Raw genomic sequence first — 13,050 nt, 5'->3', positions numbered from 1 at the left:
AAATGCTTTTCTGACTTGATCCTCGCGAAAAAAATAAATATCATTTTTCACACCAAGCAAGCCAATCCTATAATAGTTTTAGGACAGTGAACTATTGGAGGTTAATATGGTTAAAGTCTATGACAGAAACAGAAACCAAATTATTCCAGGCAAACGTGTTATGGTCGCACAAACCGGTGAAATTGATGTAGCAAAGGCTATTCATGCTGAAGGCCTTGCTCCCGTGCAAGCAGAGCGCGAGCGGGTTGTCGAGTTGCTACACACCGGTGAACGCTATGTGCCTTTTGATTTGGTCAGATTAGGTTAGTCTATTTTCCCAGACAAATATTGGGTAGATTAAAACTCAACATTATTCGTATCAATGTGCGTCTATTAGGGTGTCTTATATTAATAACATTGTCATTAAATCTGTTTTCACATAACAACAGTAATAATGAAACTTAATTAAGAAAACAAATCACAAAACAACTGATCTTATTACAGTAAAACAGGAATCCCACCCAAAGGTAATAATTTCCTCTGGGTGGGGTCATTTTAAATATGGCAGGCAGGTTCAACCACTTGGGCTATTTTCTTTTCGAAAGTCTCAAGCTGACAAAGCTTGTCATCACCCATGTTTTCACAACCTTCAACCGCAATGGGAATAATCCCGGCAGGATTAGTTGTCAGGTTTAATTTCTCAACATTCCGTAGCTGATCCATTGTTTGATAAAACATTTTCACTGCCACATACCGCTGATGGTTATCCGGGTGCTGCCAAAGCTCAAATACCAATCCCCCACCTGGCGGGGTATTATCCGGTTGTTGTGGTAATTGCCAATTCGCCCCCAACATCCCTGCAATATTGGCAATATTGGTATCATGGCCACCAAGGAAAAGCACTTTGGTTTGCGGTGATAAAGGCAATGTTTGCCCCTGAGCATCGCGCTGCAATACCAATGCGGTATTAATCTGTTGCAGCAAAGGAGTGCCTTTATGGCGGGCGATATAAGGCGTTTTGGCCATTAAATCAAATTGGGCATTATGCAGCGATAATAATGAAACCCAATTTTCCGCACCACTCAGGCGGTGCCAGGCAACATCCGGCATGGCCTGCGAGTTTTGTAACAAGAAAATCTCAGCCAAGGTTGATGACAGCGCCAGCGGCCCCGTTAGCGAGATTTTTGTCCCGTCTTTATTCACGTCAATTTCATTGGCCGCAAAGGTGGCAAAATCACAGGTTTTCCCCTTCTGTTGTAGTGACTTACAAAAAGGAGATTCAGCAAAATTCAGCACTTCTCCCATCTGAGCAAAAGGTTTGGCATAACGCTGGCTCAATGTGGTTAAAGGCCCTCCTAACCGTTGCTCAACGGCCTGACGAGTTTGGGCTAAATCTACCTTACAAACACCCGCTTCCACCGGGTGGAATAGCGGGTCAGTTTTTTTCAAATCAGCTTGATAATGTACCTCCAGGCCGCAACCTGGTGCTACCCCATCAAGAAAGGCCTGCCCTGTTAGGCGGGTTCGCTGATCTATGTCTGCTTGTGCATAAACCGTACCTTCTGGCGGGCAACCGGCGGGCAATAACCCCTGACTGCGGAAGTATTCACCATAGAATGCCCCCAACAGGGTAACTAATTGCGCGCCTCTGGGCGTTAAATACCCGGCTTTTACCGGCCATTGTGGCCATTTATCAGGTGTTACCTCATTCATTAACTGTGTTTGTTTCGTCGGGGAACGAACACCATGACGACTCAAAATAACCACGCGCTCCAAAGTATAACCGGCCGGTGCGGTTATCACCGGGGCCGCACCAAGAGCAAAACTACTTAACATTAAGGCTAGCGCGGGTAATCGCAGACGATAACTTGCTACTGTCATATTTTTATATCCTTATTAAAACTACGAATATTTTGACCTTATCGAGTATGGTCGACAAAAACTCACCCCACAATGAACAGAAAAAATAAACCTACCTGCTGTTACCCAAGGTGTCTGCCACAAAAATATTTATGTTGGCACGCGCTAAACATGATTCGCTTCTCATTGTTTGAATGATAATTAGCCGATTATGTCATTAACGATATTTATACTTGAGGAGGTATCAGCCCCTTCTGGGCTATTATCCAAGCAGCATTTAGCGCATGAGGTTGACAGAAATAGCCAGTAGTCCAACGGCTATACATATAATCAATCATAAGGAATCTGACATGCGAAAAGCAGGCGATCTCGACAGAGTGATGTCGGCCAGACAACTTCCCAATAAAGCTGTAGCCCTTATCCTTGCAGGTGGCCGCGGCTCACGCCTTAAAGACCTTACGTCTGTCCGTGCCAAACCGGCAGTTCATTTCGGAGGTAAATACCGCATTATCGATTTCGCATTATCTAATTGCCTTAATTCGGGCATTCGCCGTATTGGGGTGATTACCCAATATCAATCACATACCTTGGTGCAACATATCCAGCATGGTTGGTCATTTCTCAGCGAAGAAATGAATGAATTTGTTGACTTATTACCGGCGCAACAACGTCAGGGACACGAGCATTGGTATACCGGTACTGCCGATGCGGTTTTCCAGAACTTGGATATTATCCGTCGCTATCGTGCTGAATATATTGTGATTCTGGCAGGAGACCATATTTATAAAATGGATTACTCGCGCATGCTGCTAGATCACACCGAAAGTGGCGCAGCCTGCACTGTCGCTTGTATTGAAGTCCCCAAGGATGAGGCCAGCGCTTTTGGGGTAATGGAAGTATCCGAAGACCTGCAAGTGAAAATGTTCTGGGAAAAGCCCGAAAATCCGCCAACATTGCCCGGTAAACCTGACCGTAGCCTGGCCAGCATGGGGATTTATGTGTTTAATGCTGAGTTCTTATTTAGTCTGCTTGAAAGTGACCATGCGGATGAAAGCAGCAGCCATGATTTTGGTAAAGATATACTGCCTAAAATCACCGAACAAGGTCATGTTTGGGCACATCCGTTCTCTTTATCTTGCGTTTCTACTTCGCCAGATGCCCCTGATTATTGGCGCGATGTTGGGACGCTGGATGCCTATTGGCAGGCTAATCTTGATCAGGCGGCAATCATTCCTGAGCTGGATATGTATGACCCCCATTGGCCAATACGTACTTATGCCGAACCATTGCCCCCGGCAAAATTTGTCCAAGACCGGTCTGGTAGTCACGGCATGACCATGAATACCTTGGTTTCTGGCGGCTGTTTTATCTCGGGTTCCGTGGTGGTTAACTCCGTTTTATTCTCCCGGGTGCGCGTCAATTCTTTCTGCCATATTGATTCTTGTGTATTGCTACCCGATGTCAATGTAGGCCGCTCCAGCCGATTGAAACGTTGCGTAATTGATCGCGCCAGTATTATTCCTGAGGGAATGATAATTGGTGAAAATGCCGATGAGGATGCCCGCCGTTTCTATCGTTCGGATAGCGGTATTGTTCTGGTCACCAGAGAGATGCTGGCGAAGCTATAAAGGTTGGGCAGACCCAACGTGCACAACTGGGGAATAATTTATATAATCAGGCCAAACAAATGCAAAGGTTTGATTATGTCGTTTACTGAATGGGTAATTCTGGGCGTAGTGATGGGTTGTGCCATCGGTGCTTTACTGAAGATTTTCGGTAAAAAGAAAGATAACTAACTTATTATTTTTACTGCATAAAATAGCGTAAGACGGCTTTGTAACCTGCCGTCTTACGCTGCTCACCAAATCCCCTAACGCGAACAGTTAGCAGGCCTTCATTCGGCCTTTTTAAGAATTCTTTTAACTAACTTCATCATTGACTCTGTAACTGGTACCTTAGTCAAAAGCTGGCTCGAGGTGTTATTTATCAAACCAATTAACAGACTTAATGTGATAAGGATCGCTGAAATTTTTTTCTATAAGTGCTTGAATATTGGAAGAGCGAGAGAGATCCCCCCCTCCCTGAAAGGCTTTTCTCTCAACGATTTTCGAGACTCTCCTTTCAGCTGTTTGACTATCTCTCCATGAAACGGTTGTGTTTATGTCCTCTTTTACGGCATGTTTACCACAGCCTCTCCTGCTTTAGACGTTGAATTATCACTTTGTGAGCAACCTGATGATTAAGTGGCTGTGGAAAGCAAATCAACCGCAAGCGGAGATGCTTGCACAATGGCGTGAAGCGCTGAGTATCCCCTTACTGGCACCTTTAAATGAGCAGGAGCAACAGCAGCTCGTCGCGGTAGCAAGTCAGTTACTGCAACAAAAACGGCTAGTACCGCTGCAAGGCTTGGAATTAACGCCGTTGATGCAGGCCCGCCTGGCGCTATTATTCGCCCTGCCAGTGATGGAATTGGGTGCTAAATGGTTAGATGGCTTTCATGAAGTGCTGATTTATCCTTCCCCTTTTGTGGTTGATGACGTCTGGCAAGATGATGTCGGCCTGGTACATTCGGGTCAGACGGTGCAAGCAGGCCAGAGTTGGGAACAAGGCCCTATTGTGCTTAATTGGCAAGATATTCAGGATTCATTTGATTTATCAGGTTTTAATCTGGTTATCCATGAAGCGGCTCATAAACTGGATATGCGCAATGGCGGTAATGCGAATGGCGTGCCACCCATTGCCATGCGTGATGTCGCTGCATGGGAATATGACCTACATCAGGCGATGGACAATATTCAAGATGAGATAGATATGGTCGGTATTGAAGCTGCCAGCATGGATGCTTATGCCGCCAGTGATCCAGCAGAATGTTTTGCTGTGTTGTCAGAATATTTTTTCAGTGCGCCTGAATTGTTAGAAAATCGCTTCCCGGCGGTTTATCAGCATTTTTGTACTTTTTATCGCCAAAACCCCCTCGCCAGACTAAAACGTTGGGAAACATAAAGGCGATAAATTATACCGAATAGAATTCCATGTATGGCAAATCAAGATATTCCGATAAGCTGATTCAACTCAATGGATTAAGTGGAAAATCGGCTAAAAGTAATTTTACCGGCGGCTTTAATTTGAAAGACAGCATATTTTGTTCAGATGCTGAGCAGTCGGCTCAAATGTACTAATTTAGCGTTGACAGTATCAGGCATGCTAGATATCATGCGCCCCGTTCACACGATTCCTCTGTAGTTCAGTCGGTAGAACGGCGGACTGTTAATCCGTATGTCACTGGTTCGAGTCCAGTCAGAGGAGCCATTTTCAAGAAAGCAGACGTTCACTAACGTCTGCTTTCTGCATTTCTATCAATTGGTTATCCCCTCTCAGTCGTTCACCCTCGTTCACTAAAAACCACTCGAAGCCATATCATTTTGATGGTAAAAATGCTGGTAATGCTGGTTCGATTTCCCTTTTACCAACAAATGAGGGGGTGTTTTCATGTCACTGACTGATATTAAAGTAAAAAATGCAAAACCCCTTGAGAAGGAATACAAGCTTACTGATGGCTTTGGTATGTTCCTTCGTGTTACCCCTAAAGGTTCGAAATACTGGCAAATGGCTTACCGCTTCGAAGGGAAACAAAAACTCTTCTCTATTGGTGTTTACCCTGCTGTTTCTCTTTCTGACGCAAGACAACGCCGTGACGAAGCCAGAAGGCTTCTGGCTCAGGGTATTGACCCTAATGCAAAGAAACAGGCAGAGGTTAAAGAGCTTAAAGCCAAACGTGATAATACACGCTCCTTCAGAACGGTAGCCAAAGCGTGGTTCTCCACGAAAACAAAATGGTCTGATGATTATGGTGATGCCGTATGGAAGCGCCTTGAAACTTATGTCTTCCCGGTAATCGGTGACAAAGATGTTGCCGAACTGGATACGGGTGATCTGCTGGTTCCGGTGAAAAAAGTTGAGGCTCTTGGTTATCTTGAAGTTGCCATGCGCATTCAACAATACATTACGGCAATCCTGCGTCATGCCGTCCAGCAAAAGCTGATACGCCATAACCCAGCCTATGATATGGAAGGTGCAGTTCAGAAACCACAAACTGAACACCGCCCTGCACTTGAGCTGGAAGAAATACCCCAGCTACTGAACAAAATTGCCGAATACAAAGGCCGCAGGTTAACCATACTGGCAATACAGCTCAATCTGATGATTTTCATTCGTTCCAGTGAGTTGCGTTTCGCTCGCTGGTCAGAAATTGATTTCAAAAGTAAGTTATGGGTGATACCCGAACAGCGTGAAGCGATTGAAAACGTCAAACATTCAACTCGTGGGGCTAAAATGAAGCGTAAGCACTTCGTTCCCCTTTGTAAGCAGGCCATGAAGATACTCAAAGAGATCCGACAACTGACTTATGAAGAAGGCCATGATGATGGATTAATCTTTACAGGCTGTTATGACTCGTTTAAGCCAATGAGCGAAAACACAATCAACAAAGCCCTCCGTAATATGGGCTATGACACGAAGCAGGACATCTGTGGACACGGTTTCCGCACACTGGCCTGTAGTGCCTTAATTGAATCCGGTTTATGGTCAGAAGACGCTGTAGAGCTTCAGATGAGTCACAAGGAAAGCAATAGCGTCCGTGCGGCTTACACCCACAAAGCCAAACACCTTGACCAGCGCCGCCTGATGCTTCAGTGGTGGGCTGACTACCTTGATGCAAGCAGAAACGGTATGGTCAGACCGTTTGAATTTTCCACAGATGCTCGTTTGGGTTTAGAAAACCAAGCCTAACCGCTTGATAACAAATCACATAGTAGCATGTAACCCATTGTTTTAGATATATTTGAATAGCCATCACTGGTTGATGGCTATGACTTCATGCCGTAAAATGCTTACCAATTTCGGACACTGCTTTCCCGTGACCTCATGATGGATACTTTTTATGAAAAAAATAACTTCTGATATGCCAGAACTACAATCAATGAATATCACTGAAGATAACATTATCAAACTTAAATCATTGTTTCCTGAAGCTTTTAATGAAGGCAGTATTGATTTTGAGGTTTTAAAGCAGCTTTTGGGTGAAAATGTAGGCGACAGAGAAGAGCGCTATGGCCTGAACTGGCATGGTAAGCGTCAGGCACGTCAGCTTGCTCTTACCCCATCCCGTGGCACATTACGCCCATGTAAATATGAAAGCGTTGATTGGGATAACACCAAGAATCTCATGATCGAGGGTGATAATCTTGAGGTGTTAAAGCTCCTTCAAAAAAGCTACGCCGGAAAAGTAAAGCTTATTTACATCGATCCGCCTTATAACACCGGGAAAGATTTTGTTTATCCTGATAACTTCCAAGATAACATTAAAAATTATCTTGAGATCACAGGGCAAACAGAAGAGGGTTCTCGACGCAGCACGAATACCGAAACCAGTGGTCGCTATCACACCGATTGGTTAAATATGATGTATCCACGTTTGAAACTTGCTAAGAATCTTTTAAGAAAAGATGGCGTTATCGCAGTTAATGTCGATGATATCGAATCAGACAATGTTAAGAAGATGTGTAGTGAAATCTTTGGCGAGGAAAATTTCATTGCCAACATTGTATGGCAGTCGAAAGATACCCCGGGGAATGACTCTATATCTATAGCTCAAACCCACAATCACCTTTTTTTGTATCATAATGGTCAGTTGTCTCTTAATCTTTTAGATAGAAATGAAAAGCAATTATCTAATTACAAAAATCCAGACAATGACCCACGAGGTGTATGGTTAGCAACACCGTTAACAAGAAGCGAATTTCGTGAGAGAGATTATTATCCTTTGATTAACCCAATGGGTAAATCTATTTATCCACCAGATGGAACATGCTGGCGTCGCCCAAAAGATATATTAAGTGAGTTACAGGAAGAAGATAGAATATGGTGGGGGAAAAGTGGGGATTCCAACTTCCCTATGGAAAAAAAATTCCTTTCTGAAACTAAATCAGGTGTGGTAAACCAAACTTGGTGGCCTTATGACTTTGCAGGTAGCACTAGAAACGCCAATGCGGAAATCAAATCGCTATTTGATGGAGTCAAAGTATTTGATACACCTAAACCAACCAAGCTTATAGTAAGACTAATAAGCATGATCACAAATAAGGACTCGCTTGTGATGGACTTCTTCGCTGGTTCGGGAACTACAGGACATGCAGTTTACCTTAAGAATAAAGAAGACGGAGGGAATAGAAACTATATTCTAATTCAGCTCCCTGAAATGATTTCGCCAGATAATAAAGAACAAAAAACACTGGCTGAATTCTGTACTAATAACGGACTTAATTTAAAAATTTCAGAGCTAACAAAAGAACGCCTGCGTCGTGCAGGTAAAAAAGTTCGTGAAGACAATCCAGAATGGAATGGTGATGTCGGTTTTCGTGTGTTTAAACTCGATACATCTAACATTCGTCCGTGGGAAGCCTCTGCCGAAACACTTTCACAACAGCTTGATGCTTATGTAAGCCCAATCCTTGAAGGCCGTAGTGAAGATGACTTGCTGACTGAACTGATGCTTAAGCGTGGTATTGATCTGAGTGTAAACGTTGAAACCCGTCAGTTTGATGGATTAACCCTTTCTTGCGTTGACGGTGGCAAATTGTTTACCTGCTTTACCCGTCAAATCCCTGCCTCTTCTGTTGAGGAACTAGCCAAGGGGATCATTGACTGGCATAAGAGTTTAAAAGCTGGCAAAGATACGGTCTGCTATTTCCTTGATGATGCATTTGAAAATAACGTCGCTAAAACAAATCTTTGTGCCATTCTGGAACAACACGGCCTGACTAACCTGCACAGCCTGTAAGGGAATGAGATGAAACTACATTTTGAATCAGACCTTACATACCAGAAAAATGCGATAACATCGGTCTGCGATCTGTTTGAAGGTCAGGAAAAATGGGAAAGCGAAATGACTGTGCTCGCACCAGCTCAGGGTGCTCTCTCATTTGAAGGTTCTACGGGTTCAATGCCTGTTAACCCACAAATACCCGAAGATGATGTACTGCTTAAAAATCTGAACAATGTTCAGTTAAAAAACCAGCTTCCACCTTCACCTGTGCTCGACAGCCATGATTTTACTGTTGAGATGGAAACAGGGACAGGTAAAACGTATGTTTACCTTCGCACCATGCTTGAGTTGAACAAACGCTACGGCATGAGTAAATTTATTATTGTTGTTCCTTCCGTTGCCATCAAGGAAGGCGTTTATAAAACACTACAAATCACTGAAGAGCATTTTAAAAGCCTGTTTGCGGGTATTCCATACGAATACTATCTGTATGATTCGGCAAAACCTGCGGATGTTCGAAATTTTGCAACCAGTTCTGTTATGCAGATCATGGTAATGACGGTGGGTGCGATTAACAAAAAAGATGTTAACAAGCTCTATCAGTCCAGTGAAAAAACAACCGTGGACGATCTGGATAAGCCCATTGATTTAATCCGTGCTACACGTCCAATTATTATTGTAGACGAACCGCAAAGTGTTGATGGTGGTTTAAACGGTGCGGGTAAAACCGCACTTGATGCAATGCATCCCATGTTCACCTTACGCTATTCAGCAACACATATTCATAAACATCATATGGTCTATCGTCTCGATGCCATTGATGCTTACAACCAAAAACTGGTCAAACAGATCGAGGTTGCCGGGCTTGAAGTCCAAAATGCAAGTAATAGCCCCTATGTAAAACTGGTCAGTATTAACAATAAGAAGAATAGCATTAGCGCGACTCTTATTGTTGATATAGCCGATAAAAAAGGGGGCGTAAATCGTTCTGAAATTACCGTGCATGACGGTATGACACTTGATGACGAAACGGGGCGTGATATTTATCAGGGATACAGGATAAGTGAGATCCGCACGGGCAAAGAAGGCTATCTGACACTGGATACGCCTTCTAATACCTACTATATGAAAGAAGGTGATATCGTAGGTGATATTGACCCAATGCTTATCCAGCGGCATATGATTAGACGTACAATCCGTGAACATCTGGATAAAGAGCTTCGCCTTAATCCTCAGCAAATCAAGGTTCTTACCCTATTTTTCATTGATAAGGTTGATTTCTATCGCCAGACTAATGAAGAAGGACTGCTTGAACCGGGTGAATATGCCCGCATCTTTGAAGAAGAATATCTAAAGGCCATTAAAAGCCCCGCATATAAAACTTTGGTTCCTTCTCATCCAGAACATGCTAAAGACGTTCATGATGGTTATTTCTCCATTGATAAAAAAGGTGCATGGGCTGAAACAACCGAAAGCAATAATGCAGGCCGCGAAAATGCGGAACGCGGTTATAACCTCATCATGAAAAATAAAGAGAAGCTTTTGAGTTTCTCTAATCCGGTGAGATTTATTTTTTCACACTCTGCTTTGAAAGAAGGCTGGGATAACCCCAATGTATTCCAGATCTGTAGCCTTCGAGAGATGGGAAGTGAACGAGAACGTCGTCAAACATTAGGGCGTGGTCTTCGCCTGTGTGTTAACCAAGAGGGTGAACGTGTTCGTGATGACAGCATTAACATTCTGACTGTAATTGCCAGTGAAAATTATGAAGCCTATGCTGAACGACTACAGAGTGAAATTGAGAACGAAACAGGCATCCGTTTTGGTATCATCGAAAAAGATGCGTTTGCACATCTGATCGCCTCTGATTCCCCGCAAGGTGTAGGTATCGCAGGTTCACATGAGATTTGGTCTGAACTACAAACTGAAGGTTATCTTGAAAAATCGGGAAAAATCACCAAAGCCCTGAAAGAAGTATTATTCGAAAACACTTTTGTTGTTAGTGAGAAGTATGCCTCACTACAGGAACAAATTGAAACTATCCTGCGTAAATCAGCAGGGCGACTCAATATAAACAATGCTGATGAGCGTAAAACTATCAAATACCGGAAAGAAGTCTTAAACAGCCCGGAATTCGAAGCGTTATGGCAGCGCATTTGTCAAAAAACGCTGTACCGACTGGCATTTGATGAACAAGCTTTGATTAAATCCTGTACGAAATCACTTTCTGAAATGCAGCCTGTAGCAAAAGCAATGGTCAGTTTCAGCAAAGCAACGATCAAACAAAGTCAATCTGGCCTTGATGTTAAAGCTCTGTCTAATGGGACAACAAGCACTGTAATTGATGTTGCAGAGCAGCCATTGCCAGATATTCTTGGTGTTCTACAGGAAAAAACCGGACTGACAAGACGCAGTTTAAGCACCATCCTGAAAGAGAGTGGAAGACTCGCTGATTTTGCTAAAAATCCACAGCAGTTTATCAGTGAAGCTATAGGCCGAATCAACTACTGCAAACGCCTGTCAATTGTTGATGGTATTAAATATTATCCACTAAAAGGCGAGGTGTATGCGCAAAGTCTCTTTATGGATAAAGAGCTAACAGGATATGCCCGTAATCTTTTTGAAACCTCGTCTAAGTCAGTTTACGAATACGTTCCTAAAGATTCTGAAGTCGAAGGCCGTTTCGCTCAGGAACTCGAAGAACAGGATGAAGTTAAGCTTTATGTGAAGCTTCCCGGTTGGTTTAAAATACCGACTCCACTGGGAACCTACAATCCTGACTGGGCCTTAGTTATTGAAGACAATGGTGAAGAACATATTTACTTTGTTGTAGAAACAAAAAGTAAACACATTGGTCTTGGTAATGAAGAAGATGCGAAAATTACTTGTGGTAATGCTCACTTTATCTCACTCAAAGATCAGATGAGTAATCCTGCGAGATATATGCGTGCTACAAATATAAATGAAGTTTTAAGTGGCAAATAAAAGAGAAAAGGGCCAAAAGGCCCTTTCTTTTACCGTTAAGGGAACTACACATTGGGTAGGGTACATATCCCATATATGAAGCATATCAGACAATTCATGAAGTAAATATTCGAAAGTATATTTTACTGGATGTAATATTAAACATTGATATGTAATAAAAAACAGTAAATTACCCATTTACTATGGAAATCAAATTTCAGCATAGTAAGTTAAAAGTATCAAATAATAAAAATCAATAAACGCATGAAGATACATATGATTTTAATGATTTAGATTCAAATTATTTTTATAAAGTATAAAATTGAATGGTTACATTTTCTGTCTTGTTACATGCTTCGGCAATTACAGAACGATCAAATCCAATTTGCCTATTGCCAAACTTTATATGTGCTTGGTACACGGTAGTACCGCTAACATCAACAGCTTGAAATGAAGTATACACATTAGATATAATTTTCTGACAGTCAGCAGATGGAACATATGTTACGTCGATACTAAAACCACTGTAAACTCCTGAAGATATCGAAAATTGACCTTGTATGCTATATGTTCCTCCATAATCATTCCGTGGCAATCCATTATTTTTACTAGTATAAGTATTGGCGGGAAAAGCAATGTTTCTAAGATTACTGATTCCTTTATCATAATATGCATTACCTTGATAAAGTTCTTGGATCGACGATTTTGCTCCTAAAATAGTTTTGCTTATCTTATCGACACGATACATTGTTTGAACTTTCGGATATATAATAAATGCTGAAATTATCAATGCACTTACAATACCTAAAACCAGCAATAACTCTAACAGAGAGAATCCTTCTTTATTATGCTTATTCATTTCACACCTTTATTATATTTCTTATATAATAGCCATCATATTATTTAAACATGATAGCTATTTTCATATATACATTATATGGACGTGAATATCAATGTATTACTATTCCCACCGGTTTGACACTGCGTCGCGGTTTTAGCGACATCTAATACTTCACCTGCGGCTTTGACATTACCTGCAGTTCCTACACCTGCTGTATAGAAATTCCCTGCGGCTGCAGTGATAATCTTGGTACATTCTGCTGCTGGCACATTTGAATAGGTTATTGTAAATGAGGAGCCTGTTGCTGCGGAAGGCCCTGTATCGGCTGATTCTACGACAACATTTCCTTTGAATGCATTGATAGGTGTTGCAGAAGAACCTGAACCATTTAACATATTATCAGGAAATATTTTAGCCTGAACAGCAACAGTATTAGTTAATCCTGTAAAACTTGACGCTGATGTATAAAGCGCCTTAACACCCGCTTGGATTGTTGCTATGTTATTACTTTCAGCCTGTGCACGTTGAGAAGCTTGTACTTTTGGATAAACGATAAAAGCAGCTACTACTAATGCTGCGATGA

The 13,050-nt window shown here is 42.3% G+C and carries 9 protein-coding genes and 1 tRNA gene; 7 read left to right on the top strand and 3 right to left on the bottom strand.

The window, feature by feature from the left end; translation table 11 throughout:
• Positions 1 to 106 precede the first annotated feature (106 nt).
• Entirely contained in the window at positions 107 to 307 is a 201-nt protein-coding gene (gene ydfZ, locus YROHD0001_RS06230; protein ID WP_004715372.1) for a putative selenium delivery protein YdfZ, read from the top strand.
• Between the two features lie 227 nt (positions 308 to 534).
• Here the strand turns inward: ydfZ and YROHD0001_RS06235 are convergent, their stop codons facing one another.
• The gene (locus tag YROHD0001_RS06235; protein ID WP_004715371.1) at positions 535 to 1,860 is read right to left on the bottom strand and encodes an AppA family phytase/histidine-type acid phosphatase; all 1,326 of its coding nucleotides are present in this window, start codon (positions 1,858 to 1,860) and stop codon (positions 535 to 537) included.
• A 329-nt stretch (positions 1,861 to 2,189) separates the two neighbouring features.
• Between YROHD0001_RS06235 and glgC the strand changes: the two genes are divergently transcribed.
• From glgC to YROHD0001_RS06260, 6 genes are all read left to right on the top strand, one after another.
• Positions 2,190 to 3,467, top strand: a complete 1,278-nt coding sequence (gene glgC, locus YROHD0001_RS06240) for a glucose-1-phosphate adenylyltransferase (protein ID WP_004715370.1) — start codon at positions 2,190 to 2,192, stop codon at positions 3,465 to 3,467.
• 607 nt (positions 3,468 to 4,074) lie between these two features.
• Positions 4,075 to 4,842, top strand: coding sequence for a DgsA anti-repressor MtfA (gene mtfA / locus YROHD0001_RS06245; protein ID WP_032817221.1), 768 nt, complete (start codon positions 4,075 to 4,077; stop codon positions 4,840 to 4,842).
• Between the two features lie 230 nt (positions 4,843 to 5,072).
• Positions 5,073 to 5,148: transfer RNA gene (locus YROHD0001_RS0118130), tRNA-Asn, on the top strand.
• Between the two features lie 180 nt (positions 5,149 to 5,328).
• On the top strand, positions 5,329 to 6,627 hold the full coding sequence (locus YROHD0001_RS06250) for a tyrosine-type recombinase/integrase (protein WP_004715366.1): 1,299 nt from the start codon (positions 5,329 to 5,331) through the stop codon (positions 6,625 to 6,627).
• 151 nt (positions 6,628 to 6,778) lie between these two features.
• Complete coding sequence (locus YROHD0001_RS06255) at positions 6,779 to 8,677, top strand: site-specific DNA-methyltransferase (RefSeq protein WP_004715365.1); 1,899 nt, start codon at positions 6,779 to 6,781, stop codon at positions 8,675 to 8,677.
• Between the two features lie 9 nt (positions 8,678 to 8,686).
• The gene (locus YROHD0001_RS06260) at positions 8,687 to 11,647 is read left to right on the top strand and encodes a type III restriction-modification system endonuclease (protein WP_032817219.1); all 2,961 of its coding nucleotides are present in this window, start codon (positions 8,687 to 8,689) and stop codon (positions 11,645 to 11,647) included.
• A gap of 286 nt (positions 11,648 to 11,933) precedes the next feature.
• Here YROHD0001_RS06260 and YROHD0001_RS20580 read toward each other — a convergent pair whose 3' ends face one another.
• Together YROHD0001_RS20580 and YROHD0001_RS0118120 are read right to left on the bottom strand one after the other, a co-directional pair.
• On the bottom strand, positions 11,934 to 12,485 hold the full coding sequence (locus YROHD0001_RS20580) for a type 4 pilus major pilin (RefSeq protein ID WP_032817217.1): 552 nt from the start codon (positions 12,483 to 12,485) through the stop codon (positions 11,934 to 11,936).
• 74 nt (positions 12,486 to 12,559) lie between these two features.
• Positions 12,560 to 13,050 (bottom strand): type 4 pilus major pilin (locus YROHD0001_RS0118120; protein ID WP_032817214.1); only part of this gene is annotated, 491 nt, incomplete at its 5' end.

Origin of the sequence: Yersinia rohdei ATCC 43380 (genome assembly GCF_000173775.1) — a bacterium.
In the GTDB taxonomy this organism is placed as follows: domain Bacteria; phylum Pseudomonadota; class Gammaproteobacteria; order Enterobacterales; family Enterobacteriaceae; genus Yersinia; species Yersinia rohdei.
The sequence above is the reverse complement of the archived record's forward strand: the minus strand, read 5'-3'. Positions and strand labels throughout refer to the sequence as shown.